The sequence below is a fragment of the Undibacterium sp. Ji49W genome (genome assembly GCF_049340205.1).
GTDB lineage: Bacteria > Pseudomonadota > Gammaproteobacteria > Burkholderiales > Burkholderiaceae_D > Undibacterium.
The window spans coordinates 372,682-393,125 of the sequence record NZ_JBMPOW010000001.1 but is presented as its reverse complement, the minus strand read 5'-3'; the positions used below and the strand labels follow the sequence as shown (position 1 = coordinate 393,125).

Below are 20,444 nucleotides of genomic sequence, written 5' to 3'. Positions count from 1 at the left end.
CGTCGTCTGGCTTAGCGTCTGACTTAGCGCCTGGCATGCGTGAACGCATCAGTAACAGGTTTCAGCAGCACTTCCCTGTTTTGCATCAAGACCTGCATCACCTGTATGCCAACCGGTTCGCTGATGAACATGCGTTTGCGCTGTGGCTGATGGACTTGCTTTCCATAACAGGCAGCAGCATTGCCCAGCGCCCCGCCAGTTTGCTGGAACTGGATCAGCAAAGAAGCGAAGACACCCAATGGTTCACCAAAGAAAACATGCTTGGTTACTGCTGTTACGTCGACCGTTTTGCCGGTGACCTGAAAGGAGTACAACAGCGTATTCCGCACTTGCAGGAACTGGGCGTAACTTATCTGCATCTGTTGCCATTCCTGAAGGCCCGTGCAGGTGAAAATGACGGTGGTTTTGCGGTAGCCGATTTTGATGCAGTAGAACCGCGTTTAGGCACCATGCAGGACCTGGAACAGACTTGCAATGCCTTACGACAGGCCGGTATCAGTCTGTGCTCAGACTTTATCCTTAACCATGTGGCCGATGATCACCCGTGGGCTGTTGCAGCAAAAAATGGGGACGCCCGCTATCGCGATTATTTTTACCATTACCCCAATCGCAATAAACCTGATGCATTTGAAAAAAACCTGGGCCAGGTATTCCCTCAGGTCGCACCGGGTAATTTCAGTTACGTATCCGACATGCAGGCATGGGTATGGACTACTTTTTATCCCTATCAATGGGATCTCAACTACCGTAACCCGGCCGTGTTTGCCGATATGGCTGCCGCCCTGTTGCGCCTGGCTAATCGCGGAGTAGAAGCCTTTCGCCTGGATTCGACTGCATTTCTGTGGAAACGTGCCGGCACCAAATGTATGAACCAGCCAGAAGCACACCAGATATTGCAAGCCTTGCGCAGCCTGGTAGATATCGCAGCACCTGGTGTGCTACTGAAAGCCGAAGCCATTGTTGAAACCGCTGAATTGCCAGCCTATCTGGGTAGCAATAATGAAGCGCAAGCGACACGTGAATGCCACCTCGCCTATCACAGCAGCCTGATGGCCGCATCCTGGGTCGCATTGGCAGAACAGGATACCAGCCTGATACGCCATGTGGTCGCCGCCACACCAGCTCTGCCAGCACAAAGCAGCTGGCTGACTTATGTGCGCTGCCATGATGATATAGGCTGGAATGTATTGCGACCAGAAGCCAGTCTGGAAGCAGAAGACGTACAGCAAAGACTGGCAAGAGTATCGCGCTTTTATAGCGGCGATAACAGTTACGCGCGTGGCCAGAGTTTCCAGGCCAGCGATGCCAATGCCGTACATGGAACAGTTGGCATGGCATCGGCATTAGCCGGCTTTTCCAGCGCACAAAGCATAGAAGAAAAATATCTGGCCCGGCAACGCCTTGTGTTGTTGTACGGCCTCAGTTTTTGCTTCGGTGGCATGCCGCTGATTTATATGGGGGACGAACTGGCGCAGGCAAATGATGAAGCCTATCAGCACATCGCCGCTCAGGCAGCAGACAGTCGCTGGTTGCACCGGCCGGTCTGGGATGAAAATCTGTACCAGCAGCGCCATGACAGCCTCAGCCATACCGGCGCGGTATTCAATGCCATCTGTCATATGCTACAAGTACGCAAGCAATTACCACAACTGGCTGCAACAGCACCACGTCAGTTGCTGACACAGGCATCCCCTGCCGTGCTGGCCTTCATGCGTGGTTCGGCGGTGCAACCTTTGCTGTATCTGGCAAATTTTTCAGAAAACAGCGTCACTATTGATATCAGTGAACTACTGGCAGGCTATGATATTCCTGCGCAGGCATGGGTAAATCAACTGGACCGGCTGGATGCTGGCGCGACAGTCACCTTGACGGCCTATGCGCAATTGTGGCTGACGCAAAAGAATAATTCAGGAGCACAGGCATGACAAACAAACCCATCGTCATCTTTGGCGAAACCCTGATCGACGATTTTCCAGATCAGCCTGTCATTGGTGGTGCACCTTTCAATGTCGCCCGCACGCTGGGTTATTTTGATTGCGACCCGCTGATGATTTCACGCGTGGGTGATGATGCAACGGCAGCACTGATACGCGCCGACATGCAACGCTTCAAACTGCTGACATCAGGCTTGCAGACTGACCTGCAACATCCTACGGGCCGCGTCAAAGTCACCCAGGAAGATAGCAGCGACAAGACCAGGCATCATTTTGAAATTTTGAGTAACCAGGCTTACGACTATATTGACGCACAGATGGCGACCCAGGCCATGCAAGCAGGCTGTCCATTGCACAATCAGGGCATCTTCTATTTTGGCACCCTGGCACAAAGAAACCCGACGTCGCGTGCTGCGCTTTACAAGCTGCTGCAACAAACCAGCGCCATCAAATACCTGGACCTGAATTTGCGTGCCATGCAATACAGTCTGGCGAGCATAGAACAGTCACTGGAATATGCTGACATAGTCAAGCTGAATGAAGAAGAATTACAGATACTGGCAGAAATTTATCTGAACCAGATCAAACCGGATGCGCCTCATCAGTCTATTGAGGCCGAACTGGAAGAACATGCAACAGCACTCATCAAGCTGTTCGGGTTGCAAGCCGTACTCACCACCTTGGGTGAACGTGGTTATGTGTATGTAGACAAGGCCGGTCATTGCCTGCGTAGTGCAGCAGAACCCATCAAGGTTCAGGTCGCCGATACCGTTGGCGCTGGCGACGCTTTTTCTGCCATTTTCCTGCTGGGAATGCAGCGCAACTGGCCACTGGCCATCACCTTGCAACGTGCCCATGAATTTGCGGCAGCCATTTGTAGCGTACGTGGTGCGGTGGCCAGTGATCTGGGATTTTACGCGCAATGGCAACAACGCTGGGATACAGAAACCACAGCCATCAACAATCCCGGCGGAGTCAGCAAATGAATTCAGGCGCCTCAGGCATACAGCAAAGCACAGGCAAACCACGCCTGTCATTCTGGCAAATCATCAACATGAACTTTGGCTTTTTTGGCATACAGTTCAGTTTTGGTCTGCAACAAAGCAGTATGAGCCCCATTTATGCCTATCTGGGCGCAGATGAAGCCAGCCTGCCTTACTTATGGCTGGCCGGACCAGTCACCGGCTTGCTGGTACAACCACTGATCGGTGCCATGAGTGACCGTACCGTCAGCCGCTGGGGGCGACGCACGCCCTATTTTTTGATCGGTGCCATCCTCTGCAGTCTGGGTCTTTTACTGATGCCCTTCAGCCCTACGCTATGGATGGCGGCAGGTTTGTTGTGGATACTTGATGCTGCCAACAATGTGACCATGGAACCCTATCGCGCCTTTGTCAGCGACAAGCTGGATTCCAGCCAGCACTCAGTCGGCTTCCTGACGCAAAGTGCTTTCACCGGTCTGGGGCAAACTCTGGCTTACCTGACGCCATCGATACTGGTCGTCGCTGGCATGAACAGCAATAGTGTCAACAGCCACCATATTCCGCATATCGTCATTGCAGCGTTTATTATCGGTGCCATATTTTCGATTGCATCCATCTTATGGACCTTGAAAACCTCACCAGAAATTTCTTTGACGCCAGATCAACTGACGCAGATCAAAAAACAAGCCACAGGCTGGCGTGCCACCCTGGCTGAAATAGGACAAGCCATCAAGGAAATGCCACCCACCATGCGGCAACTGGCCCTGGTTAAACTGTTCCAGTGGTATGCGATGTTTTGCTACTGGCAATACATCATGCTGTCGCTGGGCCGTACCATATTTGGCACCAGTGACCCCAGTTCAGCGGGCTTCCGGGATGCAGGATTATTGAATGGGCAGATAGGTGCATTCTATAACTTCGTCGCCTTCATCGCTGCCTTTGCCCTGGTACCGTTCACCCGCCGCTTTGGCCCCAAGATCAGCCATGCAGTCTGCCTGACGCTGGCCGGCCTGTGCATGATCAGCATACCAGCAATCCATAACCCATCGCTGCTGTTTATCCCCATGCTGGGTGTGGGCCTGGCCTGGGCCAGCATCATGGGCAATCCTTATATCATGCTGGCGGGCAGCATACCGGCAGAGCGCACTGGCGTATACATGGGTATCTTCAATATGTTTATTGTCATTCCCATGATCATACAAATCTTTACGCTGCCGCTGTACTATCACGCCTGGCTGGGTGGTAACCCTGAAAACGTCATACGACTGGCTGGTGTTCTGCTGATTTGTGCAGCAATGGCCGTGAGCATCGTCAAACTGTCAACGAAGCCACTATCCAATACGGATTAAACCAGACCAGGATTACCAGTTACACCTATCAATCGTGGTGTATTCAGCTTGCGCGGGCTGATTTTTTTGTGGGTGCGCAGCCATCGTGCCACGACATCCCATACTGGTTCACCTTTGGCTCCTTCGGCCACTGGTGCCCAGCCTGCTACCTTATAGACTTTGCTGTCAACCAGAGGCTGGCCGTTCAGGCGCATGTCCTGTATGCGCTTGCCCATGGCAGCAGCCGGTTCTATGGCATAAGTCAGGCCACCAACGCGCACCATGTCACCACCTTGCTGGTAATATGGATCCGGATTGAAGAGATTATCGGCCACATCTTCCAGCACGGTCTTGATGGCAGTACCCGTCATTTCTGTCATGGTGGTATATGAATAGGTGGTGGCGGTCTGATCCATCACATGTTCCATGGTGATGGCGCTGTCTGGCAATAGCGATGTGCCCCAGCGAAAGCCAGGGGAAAACGCGATTTCTGCGCCCTTGACTTCCATCAGTGCATCGACGATCAATTGATCGAAACTGCCATTGAAATTGCCACGACGGTACAAAGTGCCCTCCGTCACTGCCAGTTTTTCACCCAGCTTTGCCGCATAGGGTGCACGTACTTTTTGTATCAGCGCCTGCATCTCAGCATCCGCTGGCAGGAAGTTGGCAAACACTGGCAACAAGCGATACTGAAAGCCCTGTATGCGCCCTTCTTTCACATCAAAATCCAATACCCCAAGGAACTTGCTATTGCTACCCGCATTCGTCACCAGGGTCTTGCCACCACCGTTTTCAACGACGACAGGTGCGGGCATGCCATCATGGGTATGTCCGCCCAGGATGGCGTCGATACCACGCACACGCGAGGCCATCTTCAAATCCACATCCATGCCGTTATGCGACAAAACCACGACAACTTTTGCTCCCTTGGCACGTGCTGCATCAACGGTCTTTTGCATGTTTTCTTCCTGTATGCCAAAGCTCCATTCCGGGACCATATAGCGCGGGTTGGCGATGGGGGTATACGGAAAGGCTTGCCCAATGATGGCAACCGGCACCCCATTCATCTCTTTCATGACAAAAGCCTCAAACACTGGATCGCCAAAGTCAGTGGTCTGGATATTTTGCGCAACAAAATCAAGCTTGCCCTTGAAATCATTCTCGACAATATGCTTGACGCGCTTATCGCCCAGAGTCATTTCCCAGTGCGCCGTCATGACATTCACACCCATCTGCAAACAGGCATCCACCATATCCTGCCCCTGCGTCCACAATGCCGTCGCCGACCCCTGCCAGGTATCACCGCCATCGAGCAAGAGTGCGCCAGGACGATTACCCTTGATGCGCTTGATCAATGTGGTCAAATGCGCAAAACCACCGACTTTGCCATAGGTCGCCGCTGCCTGCTCAAAGTTCAGACAGCTAAACGCATGTGCCTCAGGTGTATTGGCTTTGATACCGAACTGTTTCAGCAAATGTTCACCCACCAGATGCGGGCTCTTGCCAAATGCCGTGCCTATGCCCAGATTGACGCTGGGTTCACGAAAATACAGCGGCAACAACTGTGCATGACAATCAGTAAAGTGCATGAGATGAACATTGCCAAAACGCGGCAGGTCATACAGTTTGTCCGCAGCAGGATTGGCCAGCGCCGCATGCGCATCAATCTGCATGCCACCCGCTGCGGCGATGGCCATTACCTGTAAAAAATCACGACGATTCAGACCCATGATGTTTTGCTTTCTGTTTTAGGTGTATAGCTTTGATGCAGGCGTTATCCCAACAGACTACTGTTGGGATTAACGTTGCTTTTGTTCTTGAAGTTGCTGTTGCTTTTGAAGTTGCTGTTGCTTTTGAAGTTGCTGTTGCTTTTGAAGTTGCTGTTGCTTTTGACGTTAATCCGCTTGGGCCCTGTGTCCCTAAAGAGAGACACATCGCCTTGCAAGGCGATGTCGTTACGCAGGCGGATTGCATGCAATCCGAATTCCCTGCTACACCGATGTAATTTGTGCGTCACAAAAAATGGAAAAAGAAGATCCGATGTCTGAGCGAAGCGAGTTGCGGATCTTCCCATTTTTTGTGATGCACAAATTATGCTGAAGCGCAGCGCAAGCACCCGTAGGGCGAGTCTGCGGTCGCCTTTCTTTGATTCCTTTCTTTGGCGAAGCAAAGAAAGAAATTCGGCCGCCGGGCCGAAACCCGGCCTGTATCCACGGAGGTTAATCGTTTTAATTAACACACGGTGGGCAACGAACGCCACTGGGCTCCAGCCTTCGCTGGAGCGACGAAATTATGACTACAGTTGATCGACAGAATCCCATCCCCATCCCAACTTTCTCCTTGAATGGGAAGGAGCGCCCCTCTACTTATTCACCGGCGACTCAACATCCAGCAACAAAGCCATCACATCCTTCAACTGCGCCTCAGTCAACACCCCGTTATGCCCAAAACGCGGCATCTTGGAACAGGCGTTATAAGCTTGCGCATTATAAATTTTGCCCCAGGTATATTTCACTATATCTGAACTGGTACCGCGCAGTTTTCCGTATTGGTATAACGATGGCCCGATATTACCGAAAGAAATTTCAGTCTTGCTCATCTGATGGCAGGCATAGCAATTACCGCCATTCACAGAACCCACGGCATCGGACGATTGCATGCCACGGCCATTCTGGGCGATTTTTTCACCGTTCTTCCAGTCGCCCATATACTGGCCATCTGCCGGATATTTAACGGCAGCCAGTTGCGCCTGTTCCAGTTTTTTTGCTGGTTTGGGTTTCAAACCCTGTGGATTGGCACTGCATAATGCCTGGGCTTCATCCTGCTGCACCATGCGTTCCATGGTGGCTGGGCCCTTGGCTTTGAAGTCAGCCTTCATCATGTCCAGGGCAGCCTTGGCATAATCGGGTTCGGCAGCAAGAACCTGTGTCGTGCAACAGGTGGCGACCAGCAAGACACTGACGTGGTGCAAGCGTAAAATTTTCATGCGTATCCCCTTGGCGTCTAGCGTTTTAAGGCAGGTGCATTCATGACCGCGCCATCGGCAGACTTTGCCAGAAACATGGTCAATGCAGTAATGGTGTCTGAAGCATAGTCAGGCACGGGGAAGCGTTGCTGGCGGAAGCAATCATTCAACCTGTGCTGCATGCTGCGGACTTCGCCTTGCGAAACGCGGTAAGCAGGCCAGGTAGAATAAGCGGCCTGAGCATTGGTCTTGTTATTCAGGTTCGGCAAGTCTTGCAGGCGTATGCGCTGCCCATCACTAGAATGGCAGGATGCACAGGAAAAATCATGCGAGCCGGCCCGGTAATAAAAAATCTTTTTACCAATTTCATAAGCCTGTTTTTCTGCTGGATGTTTGGTACTGATGGCCAGCTTCATGCCACGCGATTCTGCCGTCAGAAAAGCAACCAGCGCTTCGATGTCGGAAGGATTACCGGCAGAACCGAAGGGAGTCTTGCGGGCCTGCTCAGGCGTCAAGCCTTGCAGATTGATACGACAGTGCATGAGACGCTGCTCAAGATCCATGACCTTGTTGGTGTCCTTGAAATAGCGCGGCAATTCTGCATAGGCACCCTTGGTCACACCCGGCCCCTTACCCAGATCACATTGCTCCAGTGATTGCTGGTTTGGCCCCAGTTTTTTTTGCCAGAGTTCCTGGCCGCGCATTTCCCATAATTCTGCCGGGTTGCCATCGGCCAGCATTTGCCTGTATTTGGCGATTTCATCGCTTGATGATGGATTTGCAGTCTGGGCCTGCACAGATGACAGGGCAGACAGTGTCAACATGAGGCAAACCGACATACATGACACTGATTTGAGAGCAAGACGTGACATGGGGTTTCCTTATCAGGCTATGGCTGCTTCATCGGTACGCTGGTCACCTTTGCTGTCTATCCAGGTGACCGACACTTTATCTCCCTTAACGCCACCTTTGAACTTGAAGGACAGAAAAGGATCCTTGGAAACTGAAGGACCAAACTGCGCATCCAGCACCAGCTTGTCTTTCCATTTGGCTTGCAAGGTCTTGATGAAATGTGCAGGTACGACCTTACCTTCCAGATCTTTACGCTGACCGGTTTCCATATCGTGACGCATCAATACTTTTACTTCGACAACGTCGCCAGTAACTGCCGCCCGAATACGCATTGGATCGCCCATGATGTCTCCCTTTTTTAACTAACTACACTTCATTTTAAATGAATACCTGATCAAGACCTGAAAGCTCACCACAGAGGCACAGAGACACAGAGAAAAGCAAGAGGAAATCATTCATACAGTTTGAGTAGTGCGTACCATGTTACTCATGGCAGGCCGCCCCCCGGCTTACGATAATTGAATGCGTGATTAACAATCCGGGTGTTGGGCTGATAAATCGTAGCCCAACCTACATTCCGGTCTCACTCTTCAGGTTTCTCCGTGCGCTTCTGTGTCTCTGTGCCTCCATGTTGAGAGGTCTTATAATTTAACCGCCGCAACCACCTAAAGTAACTTTGATTTCTTTAGACGCTACCAGCCATTTACCATCTGCTTTCACCAGCGCATGCACATTCGATGTTTCACCTACCTTGACACGGGTGCTGACGGAGGCTTCTGTGCCTTCTGGAATATTGAAGGCCGCTGACATGGCATTCGGGTTTTTTTCTATCAGAATCGCAATGTATTCTGTATTGGCAGCTTTGCTGCTGACGCTGACGGGCACAACCGCACCATTTTCGGCGATATCTGGCGCACCGATCACGATGTCGGCGCTGACAGTTGGGCTACCTGCACCCAGTGCAGCAAACGCATCCTGCAGGCTCTTGGCTTCAAACGCCTTGGCTTGCCACTCTGCGGCAAACACATCGGATGGCTTCAGCAAGCCAGCGGCAAAAGCCAGGCCGAATATGGTGGAAATGCGTAAAAAATCACGGCGTTGCTGACCGTCATCATTGATCTTGATTGCCTGCTTCATTACTGTCTCCTGAGTGAGCATTTGCCTGATGATGCGATTTATTAATTCTATTAGATATAGCTTAACGCGAATTCGTTCCATCGATATGACATGCCTGCAAAAAATTAGCGCTGGATTATTGACGTAAAATCCAGTTCAGCATGGTTTTGATTTCGCTATCCTTGACCTGGCCTTGTGGTGGCATGGGAATATCACCCCAGGCACCACTGCCACCGGCCTTGATTTTTTTGGTCAAACTGGTTTCGGCATTGGTATCGCTCTTGTATTTTGCAGCGATCTGGGCAAAGCCAGGGCCGACAACTTTATCCTTGATGCCATGGCAGGCCACACAGGCATATTGCTTGGCGAGTTTAAAACCTTCATCAACAGCAGGCTGGCTGACTTTGATGGCAGCAGCCTTGTTCAGGTCCACGCCCCGCACGGCACCGACAGTACGATTTTGTTCAACAGGATTGCCATTGGCACTGCGCGCAAAAACCGGCAATTCAGAGGTGATTTTTACTTCCTTGATGCAGTCTTTCATGCAGGCGGCATTTTTTACGTCGGGCTTGCCCGTGGTTTGCCATAAGCCATGCTGCTGACTCATACCCAGTCGATTCGGCATGCGCTTCTGTACTTCGGCGATATTGTCATCTGACATCACGAAGTCATCAGCAACGACGCCGCCCAGGTTCAGAATATAAGCAGTCACCGCATACACTTCATCCGTCGTCAGGGTCTTGGGTGCATTCCAGGGCATGGCGCGGTTGATGTAATCCCATAGCGTCGACACCGTCGCCACTTTCATCAGGGTAGTACGCTGTGGCTGGCTATTGCCAGTCAAGGCAGCAACCCGTCCATTCTTGACGTCTTCTTTTGTGGTGCCACCGACGATGGGGGTGAACACCTGATTAGACTCACCAAAGGTGCCGTGACAGGATGCGCATTTGCCATCCCAGACTTGCTGGCCCTGATCTACACTGCCGCGCCCTTTAGGCAAACCCTTGAAGTCGGGGCGCACATCGATGTCCCAGGCAGCGACTTCCCTGGGAGTCGCTGCGCGGCCTATATTGTTATAGTCCGCGGCAGTGGCAACCAATACCGTCCCGGTCAGTACAAGCGCGCCCATGAGCTTAGTCAGTGTATTCATCTTAAGCGACCTGTACATTGCTGACCTCGCCGTCTTCATTGATCTTCCACGACTGGATGGCATTGTTGTGATAAATCGATTTGGTACCGCGCACTTCGCGCAACTGTGCGATTTTGGGCTGGACATAACCAGTTTCATCTATGGCACGCGATTGCAGGATGGCCGGTGCACCATCCCAGTTCCAGTCGATATTGAAGCGCGTCAGGCATTTGCCGAGTATCGGGCCTTCCAGCCTGGCGGTGCGCCAACTGCGACCACCATCGGCAGAGACATCCACACGCTTGACCTTGCCACGCCCTGACCAGGCCAGGCCGGTGATGTTATGAAAACCTTTTTCCAGCAGCATTTGCCCGCCGGAAGGTGTGGTGATGACCGACTTGCATTCCTGCACCGAGGTGTATTGCCGGTGCAGGCCGCTGGGTTGCAGATCTATGTAATGGATGGCTTCATCCTTGGTTGCCCAGGGCTGGTCACCAACTTCGATACGACGCAACCATTTGACCCAGGATACGCCTTGCACACCTGGTACCACCAGACGCAATGGATAGCCATTTTCTGGCCGCAACATTTCGCCATTCATGCCATATGCGACGATGACATCATCCATGGCACGGGCAATATCAATCGTGCGTGTCATGGCAGAACCATCGCCACCTTCGGCCAGTACAAATTTGGCTTTCTTGCGATCGATACCGCAATCGTCCAGCAACACTGACAGCGGTACGCCGGTAAACTCGCAGCAACTCAGCATGCCATGCGTGTACTGTACGGTGGGTACGGCAACATTGCCCCATTCGGTCGCGCTGTTGGCGCCGCATTCGATGAAATGCATGCGCGATACCGAGGGCAGGCGCATCAGGTCGTCCATGGTGTACACCTTGGCTTCGCGCACCAGGCCATTGATCATGAAGCGATGCTGGGCCGGGTCGATATCTATCCAACCCTGATGATGACGTTCAAAATGCAGTCCACTGGGAGTGATGATGCCAAAGAAGCCTTGCAGTGGCGCAAAAGAAACCGAAGCCTGCGGCACGCGCGTCAAACCGGGCGATTGCCGTCGCTGTAAATTCGCTTCAAATCTGGAGGGCTGGCCATAGCCCTGCATGACAACCGGATTGCCCAGGGTCTTGGCGTGATCCTGCAAATTCAGTATCAGCGGGTCACCATCACCTTCGGGCACGCTGCCCGGCCTGGCCATTGCCACGCCAGATGCCAGTGCCGCAGTGGCTGCTGCAAAACTCTTGCGCAAAAAGCCACGCCGCTCATCATTCAAGCCATGTTCACTGATAGCCTGACGCAAGGGCGCATCGAGAAAATTCTCAGGCGCACGGCGCAACTGGCCAGATTTCTTAACTTGGATAGACATGATACTGAAACTTTCCAATGAGATACTTCGTTCATTCGGGTCAGCATGCTTTACCAATGCAACCAGCCGTATGCTTTTTATGCACAGTTTTAGCGATCTGCATTTGATCAAGCTCAAATAATACTATTTGCGCATATAATCAAATAAGGAACGGAAAAATGCAAACACTATTTTTGGCGCAACGCACAAAATTTTTGGTTTTTGACTTGTTTGAGGAAGTTTGACGCTAGAACTCATTTCATCAATAGGGATGAGTGCGAGCAAGGCGATTCGGGATGCAGTGCAAGGCGTGACGCGCAGCTAAGGCTGGTGCCTTAGCAAGCGGCACAACGCTGCAATGCGCCCGAATCGCCAGCTCCCGAAGGGTTTGCCTCATAACGCGTGCTGGACTGCGTTGGACTCGTTGTCAATAGACCCGCTATTGACTGCCTCGTCCGCCTTGCCAGCCCGCTTTATGAGACAAACGCATCTCACCCCTATTGATGAAATGAGTTCTAGCAAACTGCGGCTATGTAACAGCAAGCAGGCAAGCAAATCCGTAACCGCAAGCTACTCTTCTGCCACTATCATTACGCAACACCGTCAACTTATTCAACCAATTACTGCATGACATATCGCCCAGGTAGTCCCGCCACATTCAGCATTGCCCTACTTATCCTCGCAGGGTGGACTATCGTCGCCATGCAGCTGGGCCAGTCAATTTTTGCCACACAAAAATCCTTGCTGCTACCGCAATTTGGAGCGGCAACCGGTGATTTATGGACCACGCATGAATGGTGGCGTTTGCTGGTATCGCAATTTTTGCATGTGCATTTCCTGCATATGCTGTTCAATGCCATGTGCATCGTCGTCATCGGCAACGCGATAGAAAAACGGTATGGATGGCGCATCTTTCTTGCCATCTATATGGCAGGTGGCATCACCGGTCAGATAGCCAGCGTATGGTACTACCCCACGCTGGTCACTGATGGTGCTTCACAGGCGTTGATGGCGCTATGTGGTGCCGCACTTGTATTGCGGGCAAACCCTCGTGTCACACTATTCAGCGCAGTCATCATCGCCATACAGGCCGCACTTGATCTGTATGTAGCGTCAGGCATCAAGGCAGGCCACGGGTATGGTTTTGTAATGGGTGTGTTGCTGGGCTTGGGCAGCTTTATTGTTATGCGCAAGCAAGCTCGCTGAGGATGACTGAGGTAAATATCTATACGGGAAAACGTCACCAGTATCAGAAATTATGCGTCAACGTCAGTCTGACCGAACGTGGTTCAACCGGGTGAAAATGGATGTCGCTGGCACCATCCACATTTTCACGTGACAGTCGCGACTGGTAATAGTAATCAATGTCGCTGGCCTGTTTATTGAACAGATTAAACACATCCATGGTCAGCTTGGTTCTGGCATTGATCTTGTAACCCACACGTGCATAGGCCAGCGTGGTGGAAGAAGAGCGCACGCTATTGTCTTCGATCAATGGGCGTGGGCCGAAATAACGCAATTCAAAGCCACCATACCAGCGCCCCATATCGGTCATCGTCACACCGAAAGAAGCTACCCTGTCGATAGAGCCAGGAATGTAATTGCCCACCACATCGTTCTGCGTATAACGTGCGCGCGATGCCGCAAGGTCAAGATCAAACAACAACCAGGGGGCGGCGATGTAATGGTTGTTCCATTCTATGCCGGTACGACGACTGGCCCTGCTGGGTTCGGTTTCACCGGCATCACCAACAAACAGTAATTCAGAAGCGATATCCAGACGCCATAACGCCAGCGAACTTTGCAGGCCAGGAATGATTTCTGTACGCATGCCAAGTTCTGCGCCTTTGGTTTTTACCAGAGGCGTAACAGGTGTTGATACTCCACCATCTGGCAAGCGCGTTTGCGTGGTGCCACGTGCATCATTGCTGTGGAAGCCCGTACCATAGTTGATGAAATACTCAGTCTTGTTCCAGGGGCCGAAGATCAGTGACAACTTGGGCGATACGATATGATCACTGGCCTTGCCAGAATTGCCATCTATGCTGCTGTTGACATCAAAGCGATACGTATCGTAACGCAGGCCGGTAATACTACGAAACTTGGGTAACCACTGGATGGAATTTTCTGCATAAAAACCAGCGCTGGCTTCTTTGACGTTGTCTTGTCGTATCGTCGATATGCGTTGCTGTGCAACGGTGTTGTAAATACCAACCGGCGACAGTTTATCGTAACGTAGTTGCACGCCTATCTTGTTGTGCATCTCCAGATCCGCGATACTCAGCGGCCAGCTCTGGCTGATGTTCAGCCCCAGTATCTGACGTTTTTCGCTTTGGCTGAACTGGTCACCCATATCTGGATTATTCAGGAAGTAAGTAAAATTGCTGAACAGGTCCAGGCTGGATTGCACTGCATAGGCATCCATTTCAAACACGCCATCCTGACTACGTTTTTTCATTGCATATGACAGGCTGTAACGTGAACTCTGCCCCCCATCTGTGGGGTCAATCGCACCGAACCTGCTGATCCGTCCCGATTCAACTGCACGCAGCGGTATCTGGTCGGTAGAATTCCAGCGATTCTTATACGCCATTGCAGTCAGGCTGTAACCATCATCGTGCGTGCCCTGGCTATAGCGCAAGACAGCACTGTATTTACGCACGTTTTCCGGATTCACCCAGGGGCCGTCATTACGGTTCACTTCCAGGCCATACAGCAAATTGCCATTCGCCACAGCCATGGAATTTGCCAGTACAGCACGCTGATAAGCATAAGGCCCCAAAGTCAGGCTGGCGATACCCGCCCCCAATTTGTCAGCCAGACGCAGGTGCGCCGCACCGGCAGAAGCAAAATCACCTTCATCGGCGAAATACGTACCCTTCTTGTAATCGATACGCTGCACCAGTTCGGGCATCAGAAAGTTCAGGTCAGAATACCCCTGACCATGGGCATGCGAACGCATATTCACCGGCATGCCATCCACAAACGTCGCAAAGTCAGTGCCATGATCAAGATTAAAACCACGCAAGAAATACTGATTGGCCTTGCCGTCACCACTATGCTGGGTGACGATCATGCCGGGTACAAATTCCAGCAACTCTCCTGTGCGCAATGCAGGCCGGTTACTGACCAGATTCGATGTCACCGACCCCTGGCTGGCAGCATTACTGGTACCAAGGGCATTATCGTAATTACCCAGCACTTGCACTGTGGCTATTGTTTCTGGTTTGTCTGATTTATCTGTCTGCACAGCCTGTGTCTGTTCTTGTGCCTGTACTGCATCAAACGTATGTATCAGCAAAAGACCGAAGCATGCCCGTAGTGCGCGGTTCATTTTCGTTTTTTGCATTATGGCTCCGTTAATATTTTTATACTAATTTTATCTTTTGAAGCTTATTTATCTGAGGAAATAAAAATTTCTCATCCTTTTTATATTCCACGAGCAATAACCAGACCTGCTTGCTAACCTGTATGGATTCTTGAAATTCACTCACTCCTGCAATATGGGAATCAAGCTGATTTTTATTCTTATCAAGTCTTATTACGTGAAAAACAAGAAATCGGATTCACGATTTTTAAATGTTCATGCCCTGATTGCGTACGTAAAGTACGGTTCGATGGCATGAAGCTTCAGAACCCATTTCATCAATAAGAGTGAAATGAGTGCGGGAAAAAAGTCGTCTGCAAACTGGCGCTTGAAGAACGGCGACTACCTGATGCGTGGGTCGCGATGACAAACATTGATCACTGAAACCTGGCGATGCGCAGAAAGCTTGCTTTCACATTTTTATAAATAACTGAAACCAATGCGGTTTATATCCCGTAGAAGATTATGCGATCTCGCACTTATCTTAAAAGGAAATGATCATGCGCAAATTTAACTACGCTCTGCTCTTCGTAGCTGCCATCTCTACAAGCTCTATCGCTGGAGCTGCTGATGTAACAGTCGGCGGCCAAAGCATGCTCCCAACAAAAGACATCGTCGATAACGCTGTCAACTCTGCGGATCACACAACACTGGTTGCCGCAGTCAAAGCGGCCGGACTGGTAGACACACTGAAAAGTAAAGGCCCATTCACCGTGTTTGCACCAACCAATGCCGCCTTTTCCAAACTGCCGGCTGGTACTGTCGACACCCTGGTGAAACCGGAAAACAAAGCCACACTGACCAAGATCCTGACGTATCACGTCGTACCTGGCAAACATGATTTCATGAGCCTTTCTGCGCAAATCAAAAAACAGGGTGGCCCCATAGAACTGGCAACAGCCAGTGGCGGAAAATTATGGTTCATGATGAATGGTCCGCACAATATCAGCGTCAAGGATGAAAGCGGCAACGTCGCCAGCATCAGCACTTATGATGTCTATCAATCGAATGGTGTCATCAACGTGATTGATACAGTCTTAATGCCTAAATAATGGCGATGCAGGACATTATTCCTGCAAAGCATCAAACGCTCTGAAAAGAAAATGATCCGGGAACCTAGCCTGCAAGGTTCCCGGTCTTTTTATGGCCTTTGAAAAAATATGACGGCAAAGACATAGCGCATGTCTACAAATTCATCAAGAAACTGGCACAAGGATTGCATAACAAGATAGCATGAGAATATGCGGCCAAGCCGGGAAAAAACCGATCCGGATTCCGCCTTCTTCATGCCCTTTCAGGAGTGCCCCGTGAGCGACTCGCACTTTGATGCCCCCATCTTCATCGAAGATGGCCCGTATATAGACTTGCTGCCTTTCAACACCTATCCATTTCTTTATAATGAGGGTGGCCATGGCAGGCAATTGCGATTGCCTTTCGGTCAGGAAATCAGTCTGGCAGTGGATAATCCTGATCTGTCCCTAGGTACCAAATACGAGGGCATCAGTCATCAAACCAAGACCATACCCAACGATGGTCATCCTTACGAAATTACCGGGTTCAATTTCAACACGACGGAAGTCGAATACGAAACGCTACTTGCAAGCAAAGAAAGCGTACAGGCCTTTGGCATGACGCTGCTTCGCAGTGGCGAATGCCTGCGTTTTGAGTATGAAGGTTTAATCATGGCCCAATATACCTATGGCAAATGGGCTGGCTATCAGTCACCTTACCTGGGAGGCGCACGTCGCCGTGAACTGCTGACGTATAATCCGACCGATCTGGAATTCCATGATTTTCCGCATGTGTTTTTCTCCCAGGATGAGCGTCCCCTGGTCATCAGCGTGGCACGCTGGCGCCCCTATGTGCAGGAAATTTACCTGGCTGATTTATGGGTGCAGCCAGGCGATGCCATCGTCCTGCCCCCTAAAACACGACCAGCCAGGCCGGACGACGATCTTCCGGAACCAGAAAAACGACGCATCATCATCGACCTGCATGGCAACCGCAATTCTGCCCTGGCTTGCTGGCGTGACGACAAACCAGCGCTGACCACCACCACGATACTGGGCAATGCCAACACCATGCAAACCCGCGCCTCCAGAACCCATTTCATAAATAGGGGTGAGATGCGTTTGCCTCATAACGTGGGCTGGCAAGGCGGACGAGGCAGTCAATAGCGGGTCTATTGACAACGAGTTCAACGCAGTCCAGCACGCGTTATGAGGCAAACCCTTCGGGAGCTGGCGATTCGGGCGCATTGCTGCGTTGCGCCGCTTGCTAAGGCACCAGCCTTAGCTGCGCGACGACGCCTTGCACTGCATCCCGAATCGCCTTGCTCGCACTCATCCCTATTTATGAAATGAGTTCTGATTATCATGAAGAAACACATCCGACCTGACATGGGCATGCCGGAATCAGACCGGCAGAATAATGTTCAAGAGGTCTTACTTGTCCACTTCCCGGGTCAGCATTTCCCATGAAGGCTGGGATGTCCCGTCCGTGGTCGCGGTAACTTTACTGCCAGCAAATGTAAGCGTGGTGGAAGCAGCCTTGCTGAACTCGATAGACTTCATCTTGCAAATGGCTTTTTTGGAGGCAGGGTCTGTACAGTAGGCAGCGGCATTATCCTTGATCGTGGAAGCAAAGTACTTGATCTTGAACATATCGTCTGTGGTTTGAAAACTGTCTGCCTTGATATTGAATTTGACGTCACAACCGCAGGCTGTTTTCAGACTTGTCGTTGCTGCCTTGACCGCAGGTTCCACGTCATTGCTCATCATGTCACGTTCTGCCTTGCCAGCCAGAGCAGTCAGTGGCAACAGCAAAAAAATACCAGCCAGCTTTGAAATTTTCATGAATATATCCTTAGTGAGGTAAGCAGCCTGCACCTCACACATAATGAAGCTACAGGCCTGATTGCGAAGTCAATGAAACAATCGACATGCATTCTAAGCAAACATGCTCTCTGTCAGATATAAAATTTGTAACAATTTTTTAGTTTTCGCAGGCCCGCTTTTTTCATTGGACATGCGCTGTGTAATATGAAATCAGCAAGACATGCAGAGTAAAAGTCACGCCACTCACCAAATAAATGCATAGGCAATCGTTGTAAGCCTTGCTTACAATTTCTCTCAACATAGGCATCAGCATCATTTGATGCCGCATGGATAAAAACGGGGATGGATGAAGTCAGAACCTGAACAATACTTTATGCAAGCCCTTGCAGGCGGCGACGTCTGCGTTGCCGCCACCACTCGAACAGGGTAATCAGACTGATGACCAGCAAAACAATCCAGCAAATCACTGCAAGAATGCCGCCCCATTCTGGATTTCCCCAAAAAAACACCCAGAAAAACAAAGGAAAACCCACGAACACGCTGGCAACAGCGGTAATGATGGTCTGGGGGTTTTCACGGACGAATAAGAGAATGAAGGGCAAAAAGAAGACGATGACAATTTCGAGCAAATCCAGCATGCCAAAACCCAGCGTTCCCTCCTGGATACGGTTCCAGCCCTGCTGTGCAAGTTTGTATGGATACAGATAACCATCTACATAGACGCTATCCTTGTCTATTTCTTTAACGGGAGCTTTCGCTGTTACCGGCTTTTCTGCGCTTTCTGTCACAGGCTCTTTCGCAGATTCGCATTTGGACAAGGGCAGGACAAAACAGATCAACAACAATAACGAGACGACTTTCCTGATCAGGCTGAGATTACGCATAGCCGTCATCCGGCTTGAAACCGCAACGCTGCGCTATGACAGCCGACGACAGCAGACGAAAATCACGCCAGAATTGCTGCATCGTCTTCATATCAGGGACGGCTCAGGGACGGCTCAGGGACGAATATAGGCATAACCCTGCTGCTGACGCTTGATCAGTTGCGACACACCCGCCTCAACATAACCCAGGTTATCCAGCATGTCAGACTTGGAGATTTTTTGTGCACGCATGGTGTTTTCGCAGATCATGACCTGCGCCCCCAGTTTAAGCACTTCTTCAATACGACTTGCTGCCGGGGATTCAAATTTGAACATATCAATGCCAGGGCCATACGCGACGATTTCCACATCGATATTGTCTTTGCCTATATCTTTGATGACATTTTTGACATTATTCAAGGTCAAATCCCATTTCTTGCTGTCACCATCGCTGACCTGGAAAACAACTTTGGATTTCTTGACGGCTTGCGCCTTGGTATCCTGCTGTGCCAGAACACTGGCATGCATCATGCCATTCAACACCAGCGCCACTGCCAGCAAACGTCCATAGTGGGAAATCAGTCTCATGATTACTCCTGTTTCAAATTATCGCAAATTGTTGGATAACGATACCAGATTTATGCGCCCATTGACGATGATATTTTGATGTCAACATTTCGCTGAAAAAACATTCATTCTTGAAAAGTATGTTAAAAATGATTGCATGACCATGCATGACTGGATTAAAGTTGGTCTTTCCATAAGAAAATAATCTGGGCATGTATATGAAAAAAATTTTCTCGATTACAGCCTGTGCGCTAGGACTGAGCGCCGCCTCTGCCTATGCGCAAAGCAGCTATACCCTGAACGTCAGTGAAGGCACATCTGGTGGTCTGGATTCAGCACAGGTGATAGAAAAATATACCGGCCTGGCTGAAGTGATGAGTAAGGCTCTGGGGAAAAAAGTCGTGGTGGTCGTCACGCGAGAATTTGCCCAACTGGAAGAAGGCATGAAATCCGGCAAGATGGATTTTGTAATCGCCCGCCCCAGTGATTATCCGGCACGCGGTGTGCGTGATTACAAATACCAGTTGATTTCAACTTCTAAACCGGATGGCAATTGCCTGTTGATCGTGCCCAAGGCATCGCCACTCAAAAATATCAATGATGTCAGAGGAAAACGCATCACATTGCCGGAAAAAATTTCCTACATGTCGAAGTTCTGCTCTGCCGAACTGATACACAATGGCTTCAAACTGGAGACAGAAAAAATCCAGTACGCCAAAGAACAGGGGGCCGTCATCTTCTATCTGGATAACCAGTTGGCTGACGTGGGCGGCATTGCCTCCTATTCCGGAGTAGCAAAAAATCTGGAAAAATCTGGCCATCGCGTTATACATACCAGCCAGAGTCAACCTTACCAGCCCTTGATTGCCCATCCAAAGTTCACAGCCGCGCAAATTCAGGCCTTAAAGAAAGAGCTGGATCATCTGGACGAAACTGAACCTGGCAAAGCCATCCTGAAGCCGATAGGCATCAAGGAATTTGATACCAAAGCCAGTGAACAAAGCCTGATCGATTTGCTGAAATGGCTGGGTCAATAAGCTATACGTTCAATCATGCAATATCTGCCTTCAGAATCAGCGCTGCTTCGGAATCAGCGCTTTGTATAGGTCGTATTCACATACGAAAGCAACCAGC

General features: G+C 50.6%; 19 protein-coding genes. 8 read left to right on the top strand and 11 right to left on the bottom strand.

Going from position 1 to position 20,444, the window contains the following annotated elements; all coding sequences use genetic code 11:
- Window positions 1-35: 35 nt before the first annotated feature.
- The 3 genes from ACO0LK_RS01700 to ACO0LK_RS01690 are packed head-to-tail and all read left to right on the top strand — an operon-like array spanning window position 36 to window position 4,266.
- Window positions 36-1,925 (top strand): alpha-amylase family glycosyl hydrolase, encoded by a 1,890-nt coding sequence (locus ACO0LK_RS01700; protein WP_422971551.1) that lies wholly within the window; start codon window positions 36-38, stop codon window positions 1,923-1,925.
- Window positions 1,922-2,920: a PfkB family carbohydrate kinase gene (locus ACO0LK_RS01695; RefSeq protein ID WP_422971549.1), complete on the top strand. Its 999-nt coding sequence runs from the start codon at window positions 1,922-1,924 to the stop codon at window positions 2,918-2,920. The genes ACO0LK_RS01700 and ACO0LK_RS01695 overlap by 4 nt, the downstream gene beginning before the upstream one ends.
- A complete protein-coding gene (locus tag ACO0LK_RS01690) occupies window positions 2,917-4,266 on the top strand; it encodes an MFS transporter (protein WP_422971547.1) in 1,350 nt (449 codons plus the stop codon). Before ACO0LK_RS01695 ends, ACO0LK_RS01690 begins: the two co-directional genes overlap by 4 nt.
- Here the strand turns inward: ACO0LK_RS01690 and soxB are convergent.
- A complete protein-coding gene (gene soxB / locus ACO0LK_RS01685; protein WP_422971545.1) occupies window positions 4,263-5,978 on the bottom strand; it encodes a thiosulfohydrolase SoxB in 1,716 nt (571 codons plus the stop codon). The two genes, ACO0LK_RS01690 and soxB, sit on opposite strands and share 4 nt — an antisense overlap.
- Before the next feature lie 35 nt (window positions 5,979-6,013).
- Here soxB and ACO0LK_RS01680 point away from each other — a divergent pair, with 35 nt between their 5' ends.
- Window positions 6,014-6,253 carry a hypothetical protein gene (locus ACO0LK_RS01680; protein WP_422971543.1) on the top strand — a complete coding sequence of 80 codons (240 nt, stop codon included), beginning with the start codon at window positions 6,014-6,016 and terminating at the stop codon, window positions 6,251-6,253.
- Window positions 6,254-6,610: 357 nt separating this feature from the next.
- On the opposite strand, the gene soxX is transcribed toward ACO0LK_RS01680, so the two are convergent.
- The 6 genes from soxX to soxC all read right to left on the bottom strand — a co-directional run bounded on the left by soxX (window position 6,611) and on the right by soxC (window position 11,697).
- Window positions 6,611-7,234, bottom strand: coding sequence for a sulfur oxidation c-type cytochrome SoxX (soxX, locus tag ACO0LK_RS01675; protein WP_422971541.1), 624 nt, complete (start codon window positions 7,232-7,234; stop codon window positions 6,611-6,613).
- A 17-nt stretch (window positions 7,235-7,251) separates the two neighbouring features.
- Window positions 7,252-8,085, bottom strand: coding sequence for a sulfur oxidation c-type cytochrome SoxA (gene soxA / locus ACO0LK_RS01670; RefSeq protein WP_422971539.1), 834 nt, complete (start codon window positions 8,083-8,085; stop codon window positions 7,252-7,254).
- 12 nt (window positions 8,086-8,097) lie between these two features.
- Entirely contained in the window at window positions 8,098-8,409 is a 312-nt protein-coding gene (soxZ, locus tag ACO0LK_RS01665; RefSeq protein WP_186947119.1) for a thiosulfate oxidation carrier complex protein SoxZ, read from the bottom strand.
- A 304-nt stretch (window positions 8,410-8,713) separates the two neighbouring features.
- Window positions 8,714-9,202, bottom strand: coding sequence for a thiosulfate oxidation carrier protein SoxY (soxY, locus tag ACO0LK_RS01660; RefSeq protein WP_422971537.1), 489 nt, complete (start codon window positions 9,200-9,202; stop codon window positions 8,714-8,716).
- A 115-nt stretch (window positions 9,203-9,317) separates the two neighbouring features.
- Complete coding sequence (locus tag ACO0LK_RS01655; protein ID WP_422971535.1) at window positions 9,318-10,331, bottom strand: c-type cytochrome; 1,014 nt, start codon at window positions 10,329-10,331, stop codon at window positions 9,318-9,320.
- A gap of 1 nt (window position 10,332) precedes the next feature.
- A complete protein-coding gene (soxC, locus tag ACO0LK_RS01650) occupies window positions 10,333-11,697 on the bottom strand; it encodes a sulfite dehydrogenase (RefSeq protein WP_422971533.1) in 1,365 nt (454 codons plus the stop codon).
- A gap of 606 nt (window positions 11,698-12,303) precedes the next feature.
- On the opposite strand from soxC, the gene ACO0LK_RS01645 reads away from it, so the two are divergent.
- Window positions 12,304-12,882 carry a rhomboid family intramembrane serine protease gene (locus tag ACO0LK_RS01645; protein WP_422971531.1) on the top strand — a complete coding sequence of 193 codons (579 nt, stop codon included), beginning with the start codon at window positions 12,304-12,306 and terminating at the stop codon, window positions 12,880-12,882.
- A gap of 43 nt (window positions 12,883-12,925) precedes the next feature.
- Here ACO0LK_RS01645 and ACO0LK_RS01640 read toward each other — a convergent pair whose 3' ends face one another.
- On the bottom strand, window positions 12,926-15,025 hold the full coding sequence (locus tag ACO0LK_RS01640) for a TonB-dependent receptor (protein ID WP_422971529.1): 2,100 nt from the start codon (window positions 15,023-15,025) through the stop codon (window positions 12,926-12,928).
- 518 nt (window positions 15,026-15,543) lie between these two features.
- Here ACO0LK_RS01640 and ACO0LK_RS01635 point away from each other — a divergent pair.
- Window positions 15,544-16,095 carry a fasciclin domain-containing protein gene (locus tag ACO0LK_RS01635; RefSeq protein ID WP_422971527.1) on the top strand — a complete coding sequence of 184 codons (552 nt, stop codon included), beginning with the start codon at window positions 15,544-15,546 and terminating at the stop codon, window positions 16,093-16,095.
- 255 nt (window positions 16,096-16,350) lie between these two features.
- Window positions 16,351-17,220 (top strand): hypothetical protein, encoded by an 870-nt coding sequence (locus ACO0LK_RS01630; protein WP_422971525.1) that lies wholly within the window; start codon window positions 16,351-16,353, stop codon window positions 17,218-17,220.
- Between the two features lie 267 nt (window positions 17,221-17,487).
- Here ACO0LK_RS01630 and ACO0LK_RS01625 read toward each other — a convergent pair whose 3' ends face one another.
- The 3 genes from ACO0LK_RS01625 to ACO0LK_RS01615 form a co-directional block, all read right to left on the bottom strand.
- On the bottom strand, window positions 17,488-17,898 hold the full coding sequence (locus ACO0LK_RS01625; RefSeq protein ID WP_422971523.1) for a hypothetical protein: 411 nt from the start codon (window positions 17,896-17,898) through the stop codon (window positions 17,488-17,490).
- Between the two features lie 353 nt (window positions 17,899-18,251).
- Entirely contained in the window at window positions 18,252-18,764 is a 513-nt protein-coding gene (locus ACO0LK_RS01620; protein ID WP_422971521.1) for a hypothetical protein, read from the bottom strand.
- A 114-nt stretch (window positions 18,765-18,878) separates the two neighbouring features.
- A complete protein-coding gene (locus ACO0LK_RS01615; protein WP_422971519.1) occupies window positions 18,879-19,331 on the bottom strand; it encodes a DsrE family protein in 453 nt (150 codons plus the stop codon).
- Between the two features lie 197 nt (window positions 19,332-19,528).
- Here ACO0LK_RS01615 and ACO0LK_RS01610 point away from each other — a divergent pair, with 197 nt between their 5' ends.
- Window positions 19,529-20,347, top strand: a complete 819-nt coding sequence (locus tag ACO0LK_RS01610) for a phosphate/phosphite/phosphonate ABC transporter substrate-binding protein (RefSeq protein ID WP_422971517.1) — start codon at window positions 19,529-19,531, stop codon at window positions 20,345-20,347.
- The last annotated feature ends 97 nt before the right edge of the window (window positions 20,348-20,444 follow it).